Raw genomic sequence first — 22892 nt, forward strand, 5'->3', positions numbered from 1 at the left:
TAATGAATTAACAAAGCGAATCATGCTTCTTTTTGCTTGACATTCAGCGTTTTAACTTACGTGGGAAACATCAGTTAGTTAATCAATGTGAACGCATTAATGCTGGCACGATATTTATTACGAATAAACGAAATAGAAAGTTTAACTTTAATTTATTATCTCATGAAGAAGTTTAAGTATGGCGTGTTTTTAATCCTATTGGGTTTATTGATATTTAGTTGTAATGATGATGATGGCTATTCGGTTGGCGATTTTTGGGTTACCACAGGTACCATTATCGAAACTGGAGATTATTTTTATGTGGTAACAGACGGAGGAGATGCTTTGTGGCCTTCGGCTACAAATGTGCCACCGAGTAAGCTGGAAGATGGTATGCGTGTATTGGTTAATTACACCATACTGGGTGATGCTGATGATAGTGAAATCTATGACTATTATGTCAAGATTAATGGAACATCGGAGTTGTTAACGAAACCTATTTTTAATTTTGATGAAACCACCAGTGAAGAGGTAAAGGATTCGATCGGTAATGATCCGATAACAATCCTTGATACGTGGTTTACGGATGATTATTTGAATGTTGAATTTCAATATGGCGGCGGCTGGAGCATTCATTATGTCAATTTAGTAAAAGACACTGAGAATTTGACCACCGAAGAAGGTGAGATAATTCTGGAGTTGAAGCATAATAAGAATGATGATCCGTATAATTACCTGCAGTGGGGTATTGCCTCATTTGATATTTCTGAATTAAAACAAGCCGGGCAAAATTCAATTGATTTGTTTGTGCGTAGTCTTGATAAGGAGGGAAACTATCAGTATAATAAAGTACTGGCTTATGAATACGACCAGGTAGAAATTGAGCCATATTCTAAAAAGTTCTCTGATACACCAATGACTGAAATGGTTGAATAAAATAGTTTTAGTAATGTTATTGAGTGAGAGGCTGCTTTTTTGCAGCCTCTCATTTTTACGCAAAGTTCTATAAGCCTTGTGATTGCTGAGAAGTAGAAAAAGATTTTGCAATTAATTGCAAAAAATATTTGGTGTTTTAATCTCATTTTATCTATATTTGCACCGCATTTGAGAACAATGGTTCACAAAACAGCAAATTTATTGGACCTGTAGCTTAATTGGATAGAGCACTGCGTTACGGCCGCAGAGGTTAGGGGTTCGAGTCCCTTCAGGTTCACTTTAAAGCCAGTAAGTTTTTAACTTGCTGGCTTTTGTGTTTTTAAGGTGTTGATGTTGGTGTCAAATTAGAATGGTTTTAGTTCTCAGTTGTCTTAAACCACAAGAAGTCTATTTGACTTAGAGATGAACATGTTTGTGTTTAAGCTCTTTTAGAATGTAGGTTGCAGGTGTCATGTGTTCATTTTACTGACGAAGCACTTTTTCTGCTTCACGAGTCAGAAGAAATTGAAGGTAACTAAGAAAATGAAGACGAAGATCGCGAGGTGATGACCCCAGCATGATACTATATCCTTATTGATTAGGGTGATTTTTACGATTGACAAGAATCAAAAAAAGAGGGTGGGCAATAATGAAGCAGCTGATCGCATAGTCATTATTGCATACCCTCTATATGGTTAACCAGAATTGCCTGATTTTAGAATACTTTTTCTTCGGTCAGTTCACCATTGGAATAAAATTCTTCCTTGGTAATATCTCCAACTTCGCTCCACATGGTCTGTTTGCCTTCTTTTTTATCTGCCACAAAATTAACGGTTGAAGAGATAAGTCCGTTACCATGGAACCAACTCCATTCACCATCGCGTTTGTTATCCTTCATGCTACCACTAGCGTATAAATCACCAGATTCGAAGTAGATATTTACGATGCCTGATTGTAGACCGGCTTTGTAGTTTTGCTCCTGATAAACGGTTTGAGTACTTTCAAATAGGGTGTTCCAAGTGCCCTCGCGTAAACCAAAAACAATAGAGCCCGATTCAAATATTTTATTTCCATCGGCATAGAAAGACTTGTAATAACCATTGCCATCAACCACCATGGCTTTTCCACTTTTGTCCCAGCTGTTATTTATTTTATAGAGTTCACCATCGTAATTGCCTTCCTCTTGTAGTTGACCATTGTCGTAGTAACTCAACCATTTACCATGCAGATGGGCATCTTTAATTTTTCCTTCAGACATTAGTTGTCCTGTGATATAGTAGGTTTTATAGGTGCCTTCACCATCTTTTACCAATTGTTGTCCTTCCTCATTCCATACATTCTGAATCAAGGCAGGCTCATTATCCTTGTGCATAAAAATGCTTTCCATCTGACCGCTTTCAAAATAGTTTTTCCACTCTCCTGTGGAAGAACCTTCCTTCATAAGTCCTTCAGAGGCCACTTGGCCATTTTCGTGGTATAGAGTCCAGGGACCATCTTGCAGACTTCTTTTATAATCCCCAATTTGTTGCAGTTGTCCATTGGCGTACCACGCTTTCCATAAGCCACTCATACGGCCATCATTATATTGTCCTGAATCCAGCCTGGCTCCATTCTCATAATAACTCATCCAAACACCGTGCTCAAGACCTAGCTTGTAATGACCTTCTCTAATCAAAGTGCCTTCTTCATCAAACCATTGCCATAAACTATCAGGTGTTCCTTCGGTATAATGTGCAATCAGCTGTGCGTTGCCATTTTCGTACCAATAAGTCCACTTACCTTCTTCTTTACTGTTTTTTAATTCGCCTTCCGACATACGCTTGCCCGATTCGTACTGATAAGTCTTAAAGCCACTTACTCCATTGTTGACTGTGATAAGAAAGAAACCAATGGCGATGATTGAGACCACTACTAATGGCATGCGTAATTTCGAATTAGTCGGTAAACCTTCTGATTTGTTTTCCTGAATAAGCTTGATGTCCAACTCAGATACGCGTCTGAAAGCCAGTTTGTACCCTTCGTACAAAGCGATACCATAAAACAGCACATCCATCGGACTAAATGACTCAATCAATATGTTGATAATGGCGCTTAAGTCGAGGTATGATAACACTTCCAGATAACTAAGTAATGCTTCATGAGCATAAAAGCCTACCTGACTAAATAAGTTACCGCTTAAACAGCCCAACAAAGCCAGACCTGCTCCAAGGAATCCAAACTTTTGGTCGATACCGGCACCAAAAAAGCGAACGGCAAATCCAACGATAAGCCCAACACCAATAGCCATGTAGCCTATTTGATACTCGGTGCTTACGGTAATGGCAGCCCAGATTACGCCGCTGATTAAGCTGGCCAGCAATCCTCCAATAATGGCGTAATAAAAGTCTTGATGTGCTCGTAGTACATTGAGGATGTCATCATTTAAGGTTAAAAGAATGTTTTGATCTGTTTCATCAGCTGATTCAATAATCGTCTCCTTGACATGTTCATCGCGTTCATAGTGCTCACAATTATCTTCAAAGTCAGCCTTTTCGTTGGTGAGTCGGCAAAGTAAGCCTTGTTTGAAATCACTCTGTCGATTAGTACATTTTTTACAAAATTCCAGTTGTTCTTGTCTGTTCATAATAAGATGTGTAGTAGATTTTATATCAATGATTATGAGGTTTTTATCTTTTTATAGTTGTGGTGCTTTGTTTACATCTAAACAATCACTCAATACAATTTTGAATATCAGATTTATTAAACTGTAGAGTCGTATATTTCCGTTCAGCAAATGCTAAAATACCAATTCTGAACAAAATAACCTCACTAGTTTGGTGAAGAAATCAGAACTTTTGATAAGTAGAATGAAAAGAGCAATTTTAATTAATGTTGATTACCTGGTGTACTTATAAAAGCAGCCTGTTAGGAATTATTTAAAGGGTAGTTGTATTAGAAACTCAACACCTTCAGCATGATTGATATAGTTAATCTCACCTTGATGATCTTTAACAAGGTTAAATGACGTTGATAAACCTAAGCCGGTACCTTCATTAATGTCTTTAGTAGTATAAAAAGGGTCAAATATACGTGCGCCAACTTCTTTGCTGATATTAGGACCATTATTATAGATTGATATGCAGGCCAGTTTTTGTCTGGATTTTGTTTGTGTATAGCAGCGTATTTTAATCAGTTTATCTTCGACTGTTGCTGAGGCACAGATTGCATTATCGATAATATTCAGTATTACCTGATGCATCTTATCAGGAAAAGCATAGATGGGCTCTTCAATTTCATTATGTATTTCAAAAGTTAAGCCTAGTGGTATTTTGGATTTAATAAATAGTAATGTAGAATTGATAATAGCTTCTAAATCACACATGGTTTTCTTGCTTTTTCCATCGTAGGAGAAAGTCATTAAGGAGGACACGATAAGTGCTGCCTGTTCAACACCTTTGTCCAGAATTTCATTGGCTTGATAAAGTGATGCTTCCACTTGCTTTCTGTCAACATCGTCTTTTAAATCTTCAATGGCATTGTTAACCAACACTGAGCTTGTAGAAATAAAATTGAGAGGTGTGTTAATTTCATGAGCTACACCAGCTGTTAAAATACCGAGTGATGCCATTTTTTCAGACTGAACCAGCTGTTGTTGGGTGGCCTTAAGGTGTTGGTTGGTGGCTTTCAATTCTTCAATGTGCTGATCCAGTTCCTGATTGTTATCCATCAGTTTCTTTTCATAGTTGTTATTTAGCCATTTGAGGTAATATACCGAACTATTGATAAAAATAAATATCGCAATGGCAGTAATCTCAGCGTATATTTTAAACTCTCTATAAATGGGTTTGACTGTTAACTCATGAGAATCAAAGCGCAAAACTAAATCATCATGTAAAATTAATAAGGCAAGATAGTAGACCATGGATGATATGTATAAACCTTTTTGATCCCATGGTCTCACCAGTAATTGTGGTATCAAAGAAAGGGCGATAATCATTTCGCTATAATTAAAAAAACTGTCGTTCTCCACAAAGCTTAGCATTGTAGGGATAATGATGAAAATAAGGGGCGCAGAAAAAATAAGCAATGATTTACTCCAATAGCCTCGATTATAGTAGGATAAAATGATGTGAAGAAAATTAATGCTCATCATCCATAATAATCGATAACTTGAAATGGTTATGCTGGTATCATTTATAATCCTTAAAAGCATCATGATGGCAGACAGGACAATCATGATGATTAGTAAGGTTATGTTTAGTTGATTACTCAGTATATATGTTCTGCTCTTGGCGGATTTCAAGTCCTGAATGCCAAGATGAGATATACGATTCCATATTTTACTGATCCAATTCATGCTTTAGGTCTGGTTTCAATATCAACAAGATAATGAAATATTTATACATTCAAAGAGAGTGTGCTAGTAGCTGTTTTGCGCTAAAGTAATTAAAGTAATTGTATTGCTTTCTTTTTAATAATCGTCAAACTGAGGTTTCAAGCTATATTTGCTGATTATAAAGACAATTGGCATTATAAGCTCAAAATCTAAGACATTTACTATCTTGTGTTCATTATACTTAAAGTTCAGATATTATGAAGTCAATTCATTTACTACTTTTATTGGTGGTTGCCGGTATACTTTTTCAATGTGCACCAGCTTCAAATGATTCAAATAAGCAGGCTGCCGTTTTTCAGCATGAATATCAAAATACGGCCTTACCTATTGAACAACGCGTTAATTTACTTATAAATGAATTGACGCTTGAAGAGAAGATAGGCCTGATGGAGAACACAGCAAAAGCTGTAGAGCGTTTAGATATACCTCAATACAACTGGTGGAACGAAGGTTTACATGGTGTGGCACGTTCTGCTCCGGCTACTGTATTTCCGCAGGCTATAGGTATGGCTGCTACCTTTAATCCCGATTTAGTGGAACAGGTAGCTACTGCTATTTCTGACGAAGGGCGTGCATTGTACCATGCAGCTATTGAAAAAGACATTCATAAATGGTACCTGGGTTTGACATACTGGTCTCCTAATGTTAATATCTTCCGTGACCCACGATGGGGAAGAGGGCATGAAACTTATGGTGAAGATCCGGTACTTTCGGGTTTGATAGGTGCTTCATTTGTACGCGGACTACAGGGTAATGATGAGAAATACATTAAAATAGCCGCCTGTGCGAAACATTATGCCGTTCATAATGGCCCTGAAGCCAAACGCCATTTTTTTAATGCGGAATCCAACCAAAAAGATTTAAATGAGACCTACCTGCCGGCCTTTAAACAACTGGTTGATGAAGGTGTTGCCGGCGTTATGTGTGCCTATAATCGAACAAATGATGAAGTTTGTTGTGGTAGCCCCACCTTATTGTTAGACGTTTTGCGTCAGCAGTGGGGGTTTGATGGGTATGTGGTGTCAGATTGTGGTGCCTTATACGATTTTCATGAGTATCATAAAATCAGCGAAGATGCCACTCAATCGGCAGTAATGGCGCTGAAAGCTGATGTGAATGTTAACTGCGGAAGCGTGTATCGTCATCTGGATAAAGCCATTGAACAAGGTCTGGTAACAGAGAAGGAGCTGGATGCTGTATTGGCCAAGCAACTAAAAATACGTTTCCGATTGGGTATGTTTGACCCACAGGAGGATGTTCCTTATTCAAATATTCCATTATCTGTTGTGGGAAGTGACAAGCATAAAGAGTTATCACGTGATGTGGCTCGCCAATCGATGGTGTTATTGAAGAACGACAATAATGTGCTACCTCTTAAAAAGGATTTAACGCAGTACTATGTAACGGGTAATAATGTAGCAGATGTAAATGCCTTGATGGGTAATTATTATGGTGTGGCCAAGAATTATGTGACCGTTTTGGAAGGTGTTGCCAATGCAGTATCACCAACCAGTATTGTACAATACAACCAATCGGTCTTGTTGGAGCAGGAGTTAGAACATACCAATACCGGTCAGGTATGGAATGCTCAATTTGCTGATGTAGTAATTGCAGTATTGGGTATTTCACCATTATACGAAGGCGAAAATGGTGATACACCATTCTCTAAAACAGGTGGCGACCGCGAGAAGATTGAGTTGCCGGCTAATCAGCTGAAGCTTTTGCGTGATTTGAAAGAAAAGTGTAAGGATAGGCCATTGATAGCCGTTGTGATGTCGGGTAGTGCCATTGCTATGCCTGAAGTGCATGAACTGGCCGATGCCCTACTATGGGCCTGGTATCCTGGTGAACAGGGAGGTCATGCAGTGGCCGATATTCTGTTTGGTGACTATTCACCATCGGGAAAACTACCTTTTACCATCTATGAATCGACGGATCAGCTAGGTGATTTTGAAGATTATAATATTGCCGAAGGAGGTTGGACCTATCGTTATTTTAATGGAGAGCCGCTTTATCCTTTTGGTTATGGATTGAGTTATAATGCCGTTGATTACAAGTTGAGTGGTTCGAATAAAGTGCAGATGAAAGAAGGTGGATCTGTTCAGGTAGAGCTGGAAATGACCAATAAAGGAAAGATGATTCAGAACGAAAGTGTGCAGTTGTATGTCAGCAAGTCAGATGCTGGTTTTATAACACCTATTAGTGCTCTTAAGGGCATTAAAAATGTAACACTTGCATCGGGAGAATCGACGAAGGTATCGTTTGTCATTGATAATGAAACATTGTCACAGATTGATATGGATGGGCAGAAGGTACTGCCTAAAGGAGCATACAAATTATTTATCGGTTCATCGAGTCCGTCAAATCGTTTGCAAGCTTTGAATGTGGTGAAACCATTAGGTTTTACTGTTGACGTTCTTGAATAAGAAATAACCTGAGGTTATAGAATCTAATCCTTCTCATATGAGGAGGATTTTTTTTGAGATGAAATATAGACTGTGTGCTCTTATGTATTGATTATGATGCGATATATGTCTTTGGATGATTTATGCCAGAGTTTAATTTTATAGGTGAGAATATAGGTGGAAAATGAGTTAAAAGTGAGTTGTCGTTTTCAGTATTTCCAATAATTAATCACTATCATTGTCACACCTTTATCATCACAGACAAAATTATGCCTGAAGAAAAATCCCGTATAAAAAGTCGGGTGCTCATGTGTCTGCTTTTAATGAGTGCGACTTTTAATATAATACACGCCCAAGTAGCGTTTAATGAAATATTGTCTTCCAATATAAATGGGCTGAATGATGAAGATGGTGCTTACCCTGATTGGTTAGAGTTAAAAAATACATCAGGTGTTTCCCTTAACCTTGCTGACTATTATTTAAGTGACGATATTGCTGATTCTTCCAAATGGCAGTTTCCGGCAATACAACTTGCAGAAGGCGATTATCAGTTAGTTTTTGCATCAGGCAAAGACAGAAAACAGATGATTAAGGGATGGAATACACTTATCCGAAAAGGTGATGAATGGCGTTACCTGGTACCTACATCAACAGTTGATAATGCCTGGAAAAACAGCGAATTTGATGATGCCAACTGGCTATTGGGTCCTTCGGGCTTCGGTTACGGCGATGATGACGATGAAACAGTGCTTCAAAGCATCATGAGCGTGTATGTGCGCAAACAATTTAACATCAACAATATTGAGGACGTTGTGCAAATGGTATTGCACCTGGATTACGATGATGGTTTTGTTGCGTATATAAATGGGATTGAGGTTGCACGTGATAATTTAGGAAGTGCTGGTAGCTATGTGAGCTATAACCAGGCGGCCGATGACTATAACCATGAAGCACAAATGTACCAGGGATTAGAACCCAATCTTTTTGAAATCCTTAATTGGAAAGATATTGTACATGAAGGCGAGAATGTATTGGCCATTCAGGTACATAATCATTCAACATCATCATCTGACTTTAGCTGTATTCCTTATTTATCAGTCGGCTTAAAAAGCGGAGATGCCTTTGATGTATCCTCAGATTTATTTTTACCATCATCCTACCTGCACTCCAATTTTAAAATAAAGGCCGATGGGGAGGCCTTGTATTTGTTTCGCAACAAGGAGCTAATCGACTCAGTTGGAAGTATCAAATTAATGGCAGACATTTCCTATGGTCAATCTCCACAAAACGACAATGAGTGGTTGTTTTATGAAGTTCCAACACCTGGATTCCTTAATGGTGCCGATGGAGTTAGTGAAGCCTCCACTGATAGTGTACACTTTTCCATCTCAGGCGGCATTTATGCTAATACTCAACAAATCGAATTATCTCTTGCTGATGGTAAAACTGGAGATATTTATTACACTACAGATGGTACGACGCCTGATAAGGAAAGTATGCGCTTTCAGCAATCCATTACCGTTAGTGGTGTTTCAGTAATAAAGGCGAGAGTTTATATGCCTGATAAGCTACCAGGACCAGTCACAACCAATAGCTATATTATTGGACAAAATCATGATATGCCGGTAGTTTCGTTGTCAACAAATCCTGATAATTTATGGGACTATCAAACGGGTATCTATGAAATGGGTCCCAATGCAAGCAATGATAACCCACACTTTGGCGCTAACTTTTGGCAAGATTGGGAACGACCTGTCAATTTTGAGTATTTTGATAAAGATGGTGTTGCTCAGATAAACCAAGGTGCCGGAATTAAAATTTTTGGTGCCTGGTCGCGTGCTTATCCACAAAAGTCATTGGCTTTATTTGCACGAAAAGAATATGGTGATGGTTCATTTAGCTATCCATTCTTTGATAAGCGCGATAATGATAAATATGAAGCATTGGTATTACGAAATTCGGGGAATGCCTTCTATGGAACGCATCTGCGTGATGCTTTTATGACGGATTTAATGCATAACTCTAATGTGGAACACCAGGCCTTTCAACCTACGGTTGTGTATATCAATGGTGCTTATTGGGGCGTGATGAACCTAAGGGAGAAAATTAATGAACATTTTATTTCAGATCAGACCTTTGCCGATGCCGATGAGGTTAATGTTCTTGAGAGGAATGGCGAAGTAGTAAATGGAAATAATTTAAGATATCAGGAGTTGTTGTCTTTAATTGCTTCCAATAATTTAAGCGCCGATGAAAAATATGAAGAGGTGGCTTCCATCATAGACATCGATAACTTTATTGAATATCAACTTATTCAGACTTATATCGATAATCGCGATTGGCCAGGCAATAACATCAAGTTTTGGAATACCAATAGCAGCAGAAGTAAGTACCGCTGGATATTGTATGATACTGATTTTGGCTTTGGTTTATATGGGAATGAAAATTATAAGTATAACTCCTTAAATGATGCCTTGGCCACTAATGGGCCAGATTGGCCTAATCCGCCATGGTCTACCTTGCTGTTTCGCCGTTTAATAAGCAATGAAGAATTTAAACGGAAAATGGCGCTTAAAGCAAATGATTTATTAAGTACAACATGGAAGTCCGCACACGTAAAGCAGGTGGTAGATTCCATAAAGTCTTTGTATGTCAATGAAATGCCCAAACATTGTGAACGATGGAACCTGAACTACAATCACTGGAGTAATGAGGTCAATCGACTCAAAACATTTGGAAGTAACCGAGCGTATTATTATCTGAATGATTTAAAAGAGGTTCTTGGTTATCAGTCTGTTCGTGATGTTATTGTAGAGACGCAAGATGAAAATATGGGAACAGTGAAAGTCAATTCAATTTGCCCAGATGCTTTTCCATTTACAGGCTCTTACTTTAAGAATTCAGAAATCGTACTCAAAGCTCTTCCAAAACCAGGTTATAAATTTGCAGGCTGGCGAGGTGATAATGTTTCAAAATTACCAACAATCAAGCACCAAGTTGAGGAGGCCGCGTCTTTTGAAGCCATGTTCGTCAAAGCCGATGAGGCAGATGAACAAGTCATTATCAATGAAGTATTTTATAAGTCGGGCGAAAATATGAAACCCTCTGATTGGGTGGAGCTCTATAATACGGGTTCAACAGCTATTGATTTAAAAGACTGGAGTTTTAGTGATGGTAAGCAGGATTCGGCCTTTGTTTTTGAAGGTACATACATCTTATACCCAGATGAGTATTTAGTTATTTGTAAGAACAAAGAAAACTTTAAAACAAGCTATCCATGGGTAAGGAATTATGTAGGTGAAATTATATTCGGTTTAAGTAGTTTGGGCGATCATCTGCGATTATATAATGATGAAGGGCAACTGGTTGATGCTGTAGATTATTATCCAAATGGAGACTGGCCAATAGAAGCCAATGGCATGGGTGCTTCAATAGAAGTCATTAAACCACAGGAAAATAATGAGTTGGCGATTAATTGGGAAGCATCGCCTAATGGAGGAACGCCGGGAGAGAGAAACCTGAGTTATGTCGATGTTGGCATATTTGATCAACCACATTCTTTAGATGCTGCTTTACAATGTATGCCTAATCCGGTGACAGCAAGTTCTGTTGTCAGTTTTTCAATTAAGGAAGCAGGGGCATACCAACTGCAGGTTTTTGATATCCATGGACGTGCCTTATCGGAAGCTTTTCATCAGAGCTATTCACCTGGTAATTATGAGGTGTTGTTGCATAAAATTATTGATAACAAATTGCTTAGAGGTATTTATTTTCTGCAATTAAGAGGTGTTGGTAGCTCTGATAGTCTTAAAATAATCTGTCTCTAATCATAATGAAATAAGTTGTATGAAGTGGAAGTTTTTATACTTAATGTCAGTCATCATTTTGATGATGGGATGTGAGAAAGGACCAGGTGAAGGTGGTCAGGCTACAATCGGCGGTACAGTGATTATCGAGGATTATAATTTTGATTTTAGCATACTGCGCGATACCTATCCTGCACAGGAATATGAGGTGTATCTGATATATGGAGATGATGATTTTTACGGAGACAGAGTCAGGACCAGTTATGATGGTTATTTTGAGTTTACTTATCTGCGAGAAGGGGATTATACCATTTTTGTTTACTCTAAGGATAAAACACTCGATTATAATACCACCTCCGAGAGGATTCCGATTATCAGGGAAGTGAGTATCACCTCTAAAAAGCAGAAATTAATTGTTGATGATATGATTGTGGTAAAGTAGTTCACTGATGAAGCATGTCCTTTTACTCATATTTATGGTCACAATAAACAGTGTTTTGTTGGCACAACAACAGGACATGCACACTTGGTATGGCTTTAAAATGGAAGGTGAGTTAAATAAAAAAATGGGTTTCAGTTTTGAGCCTGAGCTTCGCCTATATGAGAATGCCAGTCAGGTTCACAGCTGGTTGACTGAGTTCAGTATGTTTTATGAGCTACACAAACGCCTAGCCATAGGGGGGCTGTATCGTTATCAGGTTGAATATGATAAATTTGACTATAACGAACGAATTCATCGTACGGCCATTTATCTGAACTTCAATTACAAGATACAGCGTTGGCGATGGCGTTACCGTGCGATGCTTCAAAACGAAAACAGAAATTTCCTAACATCTGCCGATGGCTTGAATAACTACTTGGGACATCGACATAAGTTGAGTTTGAAATACTATCGTAAGAAGTGGAAATTCAGACCATCGATTGGTATGGAGTACTATTTCCCTGTGCGCCCTACAACGCACACGGGGCGGTGGAAGCGTCGTTATATTGCCGCTGTTGATTACAGGTGGTCAAAAGAACTAAATGTTGGATTGAGCTATAAAATGCAGGATGAATTTAATGTTCGCGAGCCAGAGCAATTTCACATTTTCCAATTGGGGCTAGAGTTCAAACCAAAGTTTTTAAAACGATAATCAGAGAATGAGTATACGTGTCGATATATCAGAAATCTATAATAGCCTGAAATTGTATCAATCAGTTTCATTAAAAGATATGCAAAACGCTGCTTTGATGGATCGGGTTGACACCAAGTTTGTAGCGTCCGTTGACTTAATCCCGAATATCTTAAAGGAATTAGCAGATGACTACAAGGTACTTGAGATTGATGGTGAACGTGCATTTCTATATAAAACAAACTACTTCGACACAAAAGGCTATGATATGTATGAGGCACATCAGAATGGGAAGTTAAACCGATACAAGGTGCGACAACGTGAATATGTATCCTCAGGGCTTCATTTTTTGGAAGTTAAATTCAAAAACAATAAACGCCGAACCATAAAAAAGCGAATTGAGCGAAAAGAGGATAGCGTATTGTCTCATCCCGAGCTTCACTTCTTAAACGAAAATACACCTTATAATAGTGAGGAACTGGAGCTTAAACTATCCAATTGTTTCCACCGTATCACCTTGGTTGGTAATCATGAACGCGTCACCATCGACTTTGGCCTCTCTTTCTCAGATAATAATGGTTTTGCTGAAGATTTCCATCAGATTGCCATAGTAGAACTTAAACAACTGAAGTATAGCTCAACTACCCAGGCAATGAATGCACTTCGTAAAAACAAGGTGAAAGCACAATCATTCAGCAAATACTGTTTAGGGGCAGCTTCATTTAACAGTCAGATTAAATCTAACCGCATGAAGTCTAAATTTGAACTTATTCATAAAATTGAATCCACATTTGGAGAATAAACAATTTGCAGGTATTGCACTAGTGTTACTTTAATCCTCTCCTCGTCATTAAAACGATATTGATGGTGTTGTATAAGTTAATTATGGTTGTTTAATGTAGTGTAGGACAGTCTTTTGATAAAGGTAGTATTTGTGTTGACAAGCACTAGTTCTCTATTTGTATCATTGTTTTCTATTCATTTTAATATGCTCAGCAATACTATTGGAAAATTCTTTGCAGCTTGCAATGTTTAAATGAACACCATCAATAAACTTTAAATTATGATTAATGGTATTCATATCCCAGTACCCTGCCGATAAACTTATTGCAGATCCAATAGTGGTATCAAAGTCAGGTAGAATGGTATTCTCAATTTTCAGCATTTTCGGATGGACAGGTAGCCTAAAAAGGTATACTTTACCGTGTTTATTAAGAAAATTAATCGTTTTTAACAGATATGAGTACCTTATACTTGAGTACTTATAGTCATTCATGCTCTTTGTATAGCCATTTAAAGTGTGTCTTGTACGACGTTCTACGCTAATACTATCTTCTTTTAAATTAACCTCTAACCAACCGTTGCGGTGCAAAAATGCAGTTCTATCTTTGAACAATAGATTAATATATTTATTCTCGAAACATGTTAGTAAGTATTTGAAATTTGGGTTTGAATTAATATCTATTCCTTTGTTAAGAGCAGACTTAGTTTCTCTAAAATTTAATGAGTCATTGGGGTGTGTAGTTCTGGAAGAAATAGCCCAGGGATCGATGGTTATAATAAATATATTATTTGTTCCTGATGTAGTATCCAGCTTCTGCTTAACAGCGTTATAATATATTTCACCGAATGAACTGGTACGTAAATCAATTGAAAAGTTGTAAAATTTCTTATTAAATGCCTTCGATAATACTTCAGGATCTATTCCTTGAACTGCCTTTGAGGTACCGAGAATTAAATTCGATTGTTTAGGAGAACTGATTTTTGTGTAAATGGTATCAGAGTAACCATCTGCCAGAGAAAATATATATAAAACTGTACCAGATAGAGTGATACATAAGAGGCTAATATGAATAATAAACTTTCTCATCTTAAAATTGAAAATATATAAAGTCTTGCTGTCTTTCTCCAAATAAAAAGATTGCTAAGCCAAAAACAAAAAGAATAAACCATTTTATCCAATTAGGTTTTTGAGATAAATAGATTGGTGTTTCATTTCTTCTTCCAAACCATTCAATGCCTATTAAAAGGGCGATAGATAATATTGCGATAATAGCTTTTTTCATGCCGACATTAAATACATATGGTATTGAAAATAGAGTCGGGGACAGCATGGTATCAAAATATCCAAATGCCATTGAAAGACTTTCAGATCTAAAAAATATCCAGGCAAAAACAGTGAGTGTGAATGTTGATAACATTAAAAACACTTCTTTAAGTGATGGAAATAACCTGTCTTTCGCTACAATGTCAATATGGTTTCTATTATTTTTTGTTAATAATAGGGGTATGAAGAAAACGGCATTTAATGCTCCCCAAACAATAAAAGTCCAGTTAGCACCATGCCAAAATCCGCTGACTAGAAAAATAATGAAGGTATTACGAAGTTTTAATATTATACTGCCTCTGCTTCCACCCAAAGGGATATATAAATAATCTCTGAACCAGGTTGATAGAGAGATGTGCCACCGTCTCCAGAACTCAGCAATATCGCGCGAGAAATAGGGGAATGCAAAGTTTCGCATCAACTTAAAACCAAATAATCTTGACGTGCCAATGGCAATATCTGAATATCCTGAAAAATCACCATAGATTTGAAAAGCAAAAAGAAATGCACCAAGTAATAGTGTGCTTCCGCTATAGGACATGTAATCGTCAAATATAGAATTTACAATTAAAGCACAACTATCTGCAATGACTACCTTTTTAAATAGTCCCCAAACAATCTGAGTCAATCCACATACCGCATTATCATAATCAAAACTTCTTTTCTTTAATAACTGAGGAAGCAAATTACTGGCTCTCTCGATAGGGCCAGCTACTAACTGAGGAAAAAAACTAACAAATGCTGAAAAAGAAACGAAATCTTTCGTTGGTTCTAGCTTTCTTTTGTATACATCAATGGTATAGCTTAATGTTTGAAACGTATAAAAACTTATTCCAACGGGTAAAATAATATTTAGTGAATTTGAGTTTAATTCAATGCCAAAAAATGAAAAGGAAGTAACGAAAGTATCAAGAAAGAAATTATAGTACTTAAAGAACCCCAGAAAGCCTATATTTATAACGATGCTAGTTCCTAAATAAACCTTACGTTTTAACTGGTTTTCTTGAGTACTAAGTTGGATGCCTACTAAATAGTCAACAATAGTGCTGAAGAAAATTAACGACAGAAACCTCCAATCCCACCAGCCATAAAAGATATAACTGGCAATTACAATTAGAGTGTTTTGAAGTTTCAGGTTTTTATTAGTTGTAAACCAATAAAGTATAAAAAATACTGGTAAAAAAATGGCAAAGTCTATCGAATTAAAAAGCATTCTCTTTGATTATTCTTCTTTGATTAATTAGTGAAAACATCAGCTGATGTTATTGTTGATAGTTGTAACGGATTTTTCAGCATAAAATTACCTATTGTGAAATGAATTCTGGATTGTTTTCTTGTTATTTTTTAATAATGAGTTAGTCTTCCATTAAAAACACCTCTTCAATAGTCAGCTTAAAAAGCTTTGCAATGTCAAATGCCAATTGAAGCGAGGGATTGTATTTGCCTTTTTCCAAAAACACGATGGTCTCACGCCTTACGTTTACCGCTTTAGCCAAGTCAAGTTGCGTTAAGCTATCTCGGGCTCTCAATTCTTTAATTCGATTCTTCATTGAACTGCTTTTTGACAATAAATTTGCAGATATAGCCAATAAGACCAGATAGTAAAACGCCACCACCAACCATGGTTTCGACGTCAGGGAAGAATCCACGGAATAGAAAAATGAATAACCACATATACAATGAAGCTACATAGGCCAGGTAGCCTGCCTTGTGTTTTATGCGCGAGGATAATTCATCTTCAAGAGGCTGACCTTCCTTTTCTTCTTTGACCTTTTTAATGGCAATGAAGATGCTTGCCAAAGCACTTATCAGAATTAAACAGTAGATGATTAACATTTTAGTTGGGATAACAGCCATTTGGGAGTAAGCAACAATACCTGCCGAAAATGCAAGGGTGAGGCCTACCACGATTAATAATGCTCGTTTAGTTTTCATATTTTGAACTTTAATGTTAGAAAAATGTAACGTAAAGTTAGAAATATATAACATTTAGTGCAAGTAATAGGCTTAACTATCTTTTAGTTTGATTTTTTTTATTCTAAAAACAGTTTAATAAATGGTATCACTCAATGACTAACCGGGATTCGAAAGTTTCTTTAAATACTTTATAGGCTTCGTCATAAATGTCTTCACAAACATCAAGCATGACTGTATATATGATGTCACCCTCAAAGCGGTCTTGGCAGTCTGAGGCACGATAGATACTTGGTTCATCCTTATTATTACCAGGCAAACTAATTGGTTGTTCAAGCAAGAGGCCGGGATACTGAGGTCTGTTTCTTTTTATACCAATCATATGAATGTGGGCTCCACCCATATCCTGATACATGTTTTCATCCTTGATTTCATAGGAAATTTTATTGGCATAAGCTTTTAGTTTGTCAAAGGGCATTTTCTTCTGTTCGGGTCTGATGAAATTACTAATATGTGCGTCCAGATTGTCATCGTTACCGGCTGTTTTCATCAGTATCGCAATGGAGTAAGTGATGTCTCGTCCTGCTTCATTGGTTATGGCAGGTGGTACCATAACAATTCCAGTTTGATTATTCTGATAATCGTAGAAATTAACTTGCCAGGTAGAATCAATGAGTAGTTTAATGCCTAAAGGTCTGCTTGTAAATGTCATTAGGTCATTTCCAGAAGCTGTCCATATATCCTTAAAGTGGTAGACCGAATCACTTTTTACAGGTTTTATACGTTCATATATACTTGAGCCAATTTGCTGTTCAAAATACCCCTGTGCTCCATTAATGGTTTTGGATTTGTCCATGGCAAAAATGCAATGAGAGGGCATGTTAGCTGTCGCAGTGGCCATTGCATATTCATCCCAAAATGTAGCAGGCTCATTTTCCGGAAGCAATTTCTCGCCTCTTGAAAAATATACGATTGCTTTATCAGGTACATTTGATAAGGCATAATGATTGGCGAGGAACCACGAGGGGCGAAAATCCTTGGGTGCAAGTTCTATGGCCTTCATGTAATAGTTTTCGGCCTTTACGTAGTGTTCTTCAACTTCCAGATTATATAAATAGTGTGAGATATCCCCCAACAACAGATTCAATTCTGCTTTTTCCTCATTTAAATTCAAAAAAGCCTGATGGCATGCTTTAAGTTCCTTAATCAAAGTTTCTTTACTAATATCATAATTCCACTGTGGCGTCCAATGGTTGCAATACTGTTGGTGGTCTACAATGAAATTGTATTTTTCAATGTATTCAGTCTGTTCTGATATCTTTTCGAATTGGATGTAGTTGATGTTTGCAAAAAGTGCTGTGGTATAAAAGGCAAGTAGCAGGCTAAAAAGAATTCTCATATGTGTTGTTCAATTAGATGGATTATGATTTAATAAACATTCTCTTGTTAAAATGGTAGTTGAATAGGCTGGTGTAGAGCTCAGCATCATTTGGTGATTCAGCTTGCCAAGATTTTAACAAGATACTTAACCCTGTAGTATCGCTATTTTGAAACAAAGATTGAAACTGTTGTAGCCTATCTTGAGCAGTAAGTGTTAAAGCTAACAGGCATAGAAAAAAAGTGAGATTTTTTTTCATTTATAATTGAATTTTGTTCATTAAATATGTTCAGTTAATGCGTTAACAAGAGATGCCAAAAGTAATAGACAAAAGATAGCCACTATAATTTTTAGCCAAACAGGCATTGCATTACAAAAATCCTTAAAGAATTTTACAAGAATGGCATTGCCTATGGCTTTGAAAGGATAGTTGCTTTCAGTAAACTGTTTGTCTGCTTTATCTTTTCCAACTATTGATTTTAGTCTTTCATATTCTTCTTGCAGAAACTGTTCTTTTTTTTGTCATTGTTTATAAAAATAGTCACTCTTCACTAATTTGTTTCGTTTATTTCGATATTTCCAATTACAATTTCAGCCTCCTCTTTGTCTAATCTGAAAATGAGTATTTGTTTCTGCTCATTTATTTTACCATAATTGGTGTATATACTTGCTTTAAGAATGGTGGGGCCAGATATCTTTTGAAGGTTATCGGAATAGTAGTCGGCAACTATTTTGTATTTACCTTTGATGGCTTTTTTGAGCATGAATTCCTCAGGGCCATAGCCTTCTGTTAAATCTTCGGATATGTGGCCACCTATTTGTGTTTCAGTATGTTTATAATAAGCTTTTTCATTGTTGGGGTCGGTTACCCATATGTCAATATCTGTATCGTTATGATTCCAGTCGATGACCACGCGTATATCAAGGGGCATAGCAGGAAATTGGTCAACAGAAAGCTGCCTAAGGTTTAACTGTTTTGGGTATTTATTGATTAAACGGCATAACTCAACATAGGCGATGTGTTCAATGCCATAAAAGCGTTCATCCTCATCTTTTTCCAATAGCTCACCAATGTACAATTTGTATAGTAAGTCAAAACTCTTTTGAACTTCTCCAATTTCCTCATAGGCCAGAGCTAAATCACGATATGACTGTGGCTCTTCAGGGCGTAGTTCTAACACCTTTTCATAAACATAAGCGGCCAATTGATATTTTTTAAAGTATTCCAACTTATATGCTAAAGCTCGCATCAATTCATGATTGTCCAGCTTCACTTCTATTAGATTGGTCAGTACGGTGATGGCCATAGCTGACCCACCCTTTTTCTCAAAAAAATCCGCTACGTCCAGATAGAATGAAGGACTATTAGAGTACTCATCTCTAATCTCCAGGTATTTATGATAGGCCTTCTCTAATGACTCTACACTGTTCAATAAATTTATGTAAGGTGTATCTGGATTCCAGGCTTTCAGTTCAATTTTATTAACTATCTTTTTGTTAAAAGCTTCAATGTCAGACTTGTTTGTGACTCTTCCTTGTTTTGTAGTGATAATGAGCAAGCCATTGGAGGCTCTTGATCCATATATCTTCGATGCACTCTCAGCTTTAAGTACTTCAATACCGTCAATTTCTTCAGGTTTAAGTGAAAGCATGGGGTTTTGATTGGAGATGACACCATCAACAATGTACATGGGCTGAGTAGGAACTTGGTTTGTTGTAATTGTGCCAGAATCAGATGAGCCATCTTCGCTTATCTCAATTCCTGGGGCTGTACTCATGAGTTCTTCAGAAATAACAGTTGTAATGGAGCCTGTTATCATCGATTTTCGAGTAACACCATAGCCAACTACCATGACTTCATCCAAATGACACTCATCTTCATCCAGTGCAATATTAATTTTATTTCCGTTATCAACTGTATGATTGTTAGGTTTGAATCCAATAAATGAGAAAACTAACTCATCACCCTCTTCGGCATTAATGGCATAATGTCCTTGCATATCGGTAATGGTACCGATGATAGTGCCCTTAATCATGACGGTAACACCTGGTATAGCCTCACCAGCACTTCCAACTACAGTGCCTGAAACGATTCTCTTGCTTGGGTCTAACTCTACCCTGCTAGTGCTGGTTGTTGGAGTAGTAATGTGGTTTGTACTTTGCTGATTGTAGGATGTGGTTTGAGGAATGTCTTGTTCATTACTAACAGGTGGCGTGTGGTCGATCTTTTTAACTGGCTTAAGGTTCTTTTTAGGATATGTTGTCTCGTACCAACTGGCAATCGATAGGTAATCATCCAATAATTCTTCTTTCCTGTCATTTAACTCTTCAAGTCTGTAAGCCTCTTTTTCATCAATGTTTTTAATTCTTATTTTATACTCTTGTTTTAATTCGTGAGGTGGTTCAATCCGGTAACGTACATAATCTTCGATTCTATCCAGAATTAACATCGACGTATAGTTTGTAACGAGATGGTATTGTTTGCCCAGAGCAATGATGGTTTCTTTATTCAGTTCTTTGTTTTTATTCAGCACTTGCAGCTTCTGTTTAGCCCATAAGCGTTTTACCAACGGAGAATCAGCTGTCTGTCGAATCAAAATTTTGATTTCCTGAGTGACTTTTCCTCCATAGCCCAGAAGTAATTCAAGGTTTGTTGCATTGTTAAATCTGCCAGTAATAGAGAAGCCAGCCGTTATATTCGTTTTATTGGGGTAGACTTCGCTAATTGATGGGTTGTCTTTGAAACCGATGAGCTGCAAAGTTTCTTGCTTTAAGAATGCAAGCGCTTCAGTATGACTTAATCTTTGAAGATTCAAATGTTGGCCTCCTGATTCTGTTGCCAGGTGGCCTAATAATTCATGATCGGCCGAAGATAGTGAGCAACAGGTGTAAAGCGGACTTATTTGATTAGCTGAGAAATGCCCCAGATTTGATAAGCCATCACTAAATAAAATAGCTTCATCTGACTGGAATTTTACATTATTGAACTGCTCGTAAGAGGTGCCTCCATCATATTGAATCTCATTAATGAGTGTTTTTAATTTGTCCCATTTTCCCTTCTTTATTTTGAATAACTTATTAATTTGTATGTCATTACTGAATGATATAAATTGAATGTCTATATTCTGAAGATAGTTGATATAGTTGTCAAGTAGTTTTAACTCCTTATCCAGTTGACGCAAACGCATCGAATATGATGTATCCCAAAGTATGGTGATTGACTGTGGCTTAGGTTTTATTCTTAACTGTGCTTCGAGAGGCAAGTGTGCATAAAAGTAATCACGGTATGTCAGCACTTTTGTCGCGGTTGTATTACTTGGTATCTTAACGATAATTGGTTGTGTTGGTATCAAATTTGATTTTGTAATTTTTGCTTCATAGCTATTATCGGTTTCCTTAAACTTTAGTCCTTTATAACGACTGCCTTCAATAACTGGAGCACTATTGACACCATTGATAATAATCTTAACTGAAAACTCATCTAACTTCTGCTGAATGCCAATGGGCAGTATAAATGTTTGGAGTTTGTTTAGCGTTGACAATTCTTGTTCATATGTTAGAACAATCCGTTTGTTGGCCTTGGGCAATATTGGATACACCCTCGCTTTGTAATTGTTCCCTTGTGTTTTCTCTAATAAACCGGGATCGATATTTTGGCGTACAGTATTTTCAAAAGCCCGGCGAGCCAATTCTTTTTCAACCACTACAGCTTTTCTTAATTGGCCATTGAGTTCCATGGCAAATTCAGATACGGCTTGCCCTTCACCAAGAGGGAAAGCTAATTCACCTTCCAATGTTCGATCCAGTTCATTATAGAACTGCATATCGTAGGTAGTTGAAGCAAAGTTGCCAATGATTTTCACATCAATATGTAAACTGCTTAGCTTTAATTGGCTTGAATCCTGTAGCGTTACCTTAGGTATTTCCTGGCAAACACTCTTGAATGGTAGCAATAGCGTTAATGCTATCAGAAAGTGTTTGATGGTATTATTAAGAGTGTTACAAACGCTAGTCGTGTTACCATTTGTAGTTATCAAAGATGAAAAAATGGTCGGGTTTGATATTAATTTTTTTTTCATGTGTAGTGCTTCAATTATTAATTACTACAGAAGGGATGCAAGAGAATAGTAGATTCCATAAATCTTTTTCAATTATTTTTAGATAAAGAATTTAACTGGAATCAATGAAGCTTGATACTGAACGTCTGGAATGTATTTTAATCCCACTCAAGTACTTGTTTGACCTCCGACAGATTCATGCCCGCTTTTATTTCAGAACTTAAAAAAAGTTTGATAACCTCTTTGTCAAGCTCACAATAGGATGGTTGACAAGTCCATTGTGAATAGAAAATACTATTCTTGTGTTTTCGACTGTCATTCATCATCCCAAGAGCCTGTGTTAACTCTTCTCGTAAAAGGTGTTTCTGACAATTGATGTCTTCGCACCTGATAACATCCACATGCATGTTACCTTTTACGATTTCACTATTTCTATTCCTGTTTGTCCAAAAGAACCCCCAGTTTCCATCCAGATATTGTTTGACATTGGGCCGGTATTTCGCATATTCATGATGACTCGAAAGGAAAATGATGAAATTTGCCTGCTGCTCATCAACCACCCTTTCGATAGTAATGTCAGAACTTAAAGCATTGATTTCTGTGCTAACTCTTTCAAATTCTGCAATTAGTTCAACATGCTCTGTGTTTTTGATATATACCCTTAGGTTTTCACCCCATTTCTTTATCTTTTTGTTTTGCTGGCCAAACTCAGGATTAAATGCTGTTGTAATAAATAACTCCCGAACAGCATGTTTAGTCACTTCCTCAGGGAATTCGCTTTTACCAATAACTTTTACTTTGCTCAAGCCACAAGGGCTTTTCATTTTTGGCTACAGCCCCAAA

Annotated in this window: 15 protein-coding genes and 1 tRNA gene; 7 read left to right on the forward strand and 9 right to left on the reverse strand. The window is 37.1% G+C overall.

The genetic code is table 11. The features are described 5' to 3' along the window. Nucleotides 1-162: 162 nt before the first annotated feature. Together JIV24_RS18930 and JIV24_RS18935 are read left to right on the forward strand one after the other, a co-directional pair. A complete protein-coding gene (locus JIV24_RS18930; RefSeq protein WP_200466649.1) occupies nucleotides 163-915 on the forward strand; it encodes a NigD1/NigD2 family lipoprotein in 753 nt (250 codons plus the stop codon). Nucleotides 916-1118: 203 nt separating this feature from the next. Further along, nucleotides 1119-1192: transfer RNA gene (locus JIV24_RS18935), tRNA-Arg, on the forward strand. Nucleotides 1193-1609: 417 nt separating this feature from the next. Here JIV24_RS18935 and JIV24_RS18940 read toward each other — a convergent pair. After that, complete coding sequence (locus tag JIV24_RS18940) at nucleotides 1610-3517, reverse strand: toxin-antitoxin system YwqK family antitoxin (protein WP_200466650.1); 1908 nt, start codon at nucleotides 3515-3517, stop codon at nucleotides 1610-1612. Nucleotides 3518-3805: 288 nt separating this feature from the next. Next, nucleotides 3806-5230: a sensor histidine kinase gene (locus tag JIV24_RS18945; protein WP_200466651.1), complete on the reverse strand. Its 1425-nt coding sequence runs from the start codon at nucleotides 5228-5230 to the stop codon at nucleotides 3806-3808. Between the two features lie 236 nt (nucleotides 5231-5466). Here JIV24_RS18945 and JIV24_RS18950 point away from each other — a divergent pair, with 236 nt between their 5' ends. The 5 genes from JIV24_RS18950 (at nucleotide 5467) to JIV24_RS18970 (ending at nucleotide 13394) form a co-directional block, all read left to right on the forward strand. After that, entirely contained in the window at nucleotides 5467-7695 is a 2229-nt protein-coding gene (locus JIV24_RS18950; protein ID WP_200466652.1) for a glycoside hydrolase family 3 C-terminal domain-containing protein, read from the forward strand. Nucleotides 7696-7943: 248 nt separating this feature from the next. After that, the gene (locus tag JIV24_RS18955; protein WP_200466653.1) at nucleotides 7944-11501 is read left to right on the forward strand and encodes a CotH kinase family protein; all 3558 of its coding nucleotides are present in this window, start codon (nucleotides 7944-7946) and stop codon (nucleotides 11499-11501) included. 19 nt (nucleotides 11502-11520) lie between these two features. Further along, complete coding sequence (locus JIV24_RS18960; protein WP_200466654.1) at nucleotides 11521-11922, forward strand: hypothetical protein; 402 nt, start codon at nucleotides 11521-11523, stop codon at nucleotides 11920-11922. Between the two features lie 7 nt (nucleotides 11923-11929). Continuing rightward, entirely contained in the window at nucleotides 11930-12613 is a 684-nt protein-coding gene (locus JIV24_RS18965) for a DUF2490 domain-containing protein (RefSeq protein ID WP_200466655.1), read from the forward strand. A 7-nt stretch (nucleotides 12614-12620) separates the two neighbouring features. Continuing rightward, nucleotides 12621-13394 carry a polyphosphate polymerase domain-containing protein gene (locus tag JIV24_RS18970; RefSeq protein WP_200466656.1) on the forward strand — a complete coding sequence of 258 codons (774 nt, stop codon included), beginning with the start codon at nucleotides 12621-12623 and terminating at the stop codon, nucleotides 13392-13394. 162 nt (nucleotides 13395-13556) lie between these two features. On the opposite strand, the gene JIV24_RS18975 is transcribed toward JIV24_RS18970, so the two are convergent. The 7 genes from JIV24_RS18975 to JIV24_RS19005 all read right to left on the reverse strand — a co-directional run bounded on the left by JIV24_RS18975 (nucleotide 13557) and on the right by JIV24_RS19005 (nucleotide 22855). Next, nucleotides 13557-14462 (reverse strand): hypothetical protein, encoded by a 906-nt coding sequence (locus JIV24_RS18975; protein WP_200466657.1) that lies wholly within the window; start codon nucleotides 14460-14462, stop codon nucleotides 13557-13559. A gap of 1 nt (nucleotide 14463) precedes the next feature. Continuing rightward, a complete protein-coding gene (locus tag JIV24_RS18980; RefSeq protein WP_200466658.1) occupies nucleotides 14464-15912 on the reverse strand; it encodes an MBOAT family O-acyltransferase in 1449 nt (482 codons plus the stop codon). A gap of 142 nt (nucleotides 15913-16054) precedes the next feature. After that, a complete protein-coding gene (locus JIV24_RS18985) occupies nucleotides 16055-16249 on the reverse strand; it encodes a helix-turn-helix transcriptional regulator (protein WP_200466659.1) in 195 nt (64 codons plus the stop codon). After that, entirely contained in the window at nucleotides 16233-16634 is a 402-nt protein-coding gene (locus JIV24_RS18990; RefSeq protein ID WP_200466660.1) for a hypothetical protein, read from the reverse strand. The genes JIV24_RS18985 and JIV24_RS18990 overlap by 17 nt, the downstream gene beginning before the upstream one ends. A gap of 127 nt (nucleotides 16635-16761) precedes the next feature. Further along, nucleotides 16762-18012, reverse strand: a complete 1251-nt coding sequence (locus JIV24_RS18995) for a tetratricopeptide repeat protein (RefSeq protein ID WP_200466661.1) — start codon at nucleotides 18010-18012, stop codon at nucleotides 16762-16764. 530 nt (nucleotides 18013-18542) lie between these two features. Then, nucleotides 18543-22070, reverse strand: coding sequence for a VIT domain-containing protein (locus tag JIV24_RS19000; protein WP_200466662.1), 3528 nt, complete (start codon nucleotides 22068-22070; stop codon nucleotides 18543-18545). Nucleotides 22071-22207: 137 nt separating this feature from the next. Further along, nucleotides 22208-22855, reverse strand: a complete 648-nt coding sequence (locus JIV24_RS19005) for a DUF2927 domain-containing protein (protein WP_200466663.1) — start codon at nucleotides 22853-22855, stop codon at nucleotides 22208-22210. Between the last annotated feature and the right edge of the window lie 37 nt (nucleotides 22856-22892).

It is taken from the genome of Carboxylicivirga marina (genome assembly GCF_016612505.1).
GTDB lineage: Bacteria > Bacteroidota > Bacteroidia > Bacteroidales > Marinilabiliaceae > Carboxylicivirga > Carboxylicivirga marina.

What these genes read in the sequence shown, in the direction of transcription:
- JIV24_RS18940 (WP_200466650.1), bottom strand. Translation starts at nt 3,517, where the DNA reads ATGAACAGACAAGAACAACTGGAATTTTGTAAAAAATGTACTAATCGA.
- JIV24_RS18960 (WP_200466654.1), top strand. Translation starts at nt 11,521, where the DNA reads ATGAAGTGGAAGTTTTTATACTTAATGTCAGTCATCATTTTGATGATG.
- JIV24_RS18945 (WP_200466651.1), bottom strand. Translation starts at nt 5,230, where the DNA reads ATGAATTGGATCAGTAAAATATGGAATCGTATATCTCATCTTGGCATT.
- JIV24_RS19000 (WP_200466662.1), bottom strand. Translation starts at nt 22,070, where the DNA reads ATGAAAAAAAAATTAATATCAAACCCGACCATTTTTTCATCTTTGATA.
- JIV24_RS18955 (WP_200466653.1), top strand. Translation starts at nt 7,944, where the DNA reads ATGCCTGAAGAAAAATCCCGTATAAAAAGTCGGGTGCTCATGTGTCTG.
- JIV24_RS18970 (WP_200466656.1), top strand. Translation starts at nt 12,621, where the DNA reads ATGAGTATACGTGTCGATATATCAGAAATCTATAATAGCCTGAAATTG.
- JIV24_RS18950 (WP_200466652.1), top strand. Translation starts at nt 5,467, where the DNA reads ATGAAGTCAATTCATTTACTACTTTTATTGGTGGTTGCCGGTATACTT.
- JIV24_RS18980 (WP_200466658.1), bottom strand. Translation starts at nt 15,912, where the DNA reads ATGCTTTTTAATTCGATAGACTTTGCCATTTTTTTACCAGTATTTTTT.
- JIV24_RS18965 (WP_200466655.1), top strand. Translation starts at nt 11,930, where the DNA reads ATGAAGCATGTCCTTTTACTCATATTTATGGTCACAATAAACAGTGTT.
- JIV24_RS18995 (WP_200466661.1), bottom strand. Translation starts at nt 18,012, where the DNA reads ATGAGAATTCTTTTTAGCCTGCTACTTGCCTTTTATACCACAGCACTT.
- JIV24_RS18985 (WP_200466659.1), bottom strand. Translation starts at nt 16,249, where the DNA reads ATGAAGAATCGAATTAAAGAATTGAGAGCCCGAGATAGCTTAACGCAA.
- JIV24_RS18990 (WP_200466660.1), bottom strand. Translation starts at nt 16,634, where the DNA reads ATGAAAACTAAACGAGCATTATTAATCGTGGTAGGCCTCACCCTTGCA.
- JIV24_RS18975 (WP_200466657.1), bottom strand. Translation starts at nt 14,462, where the DNA reads ATGAGAAAGTTTATTATTCATATTAGCCTCTTATGTATCACTCTATCT.
- JIV24_RS18930 (WP_200466649.1), top strand. Translation starts at nt 163, where the DNA reads ATGAAGAAGTTTAAGTATGGCGTGTTTTTAATCCTATTGGGTTTATTG.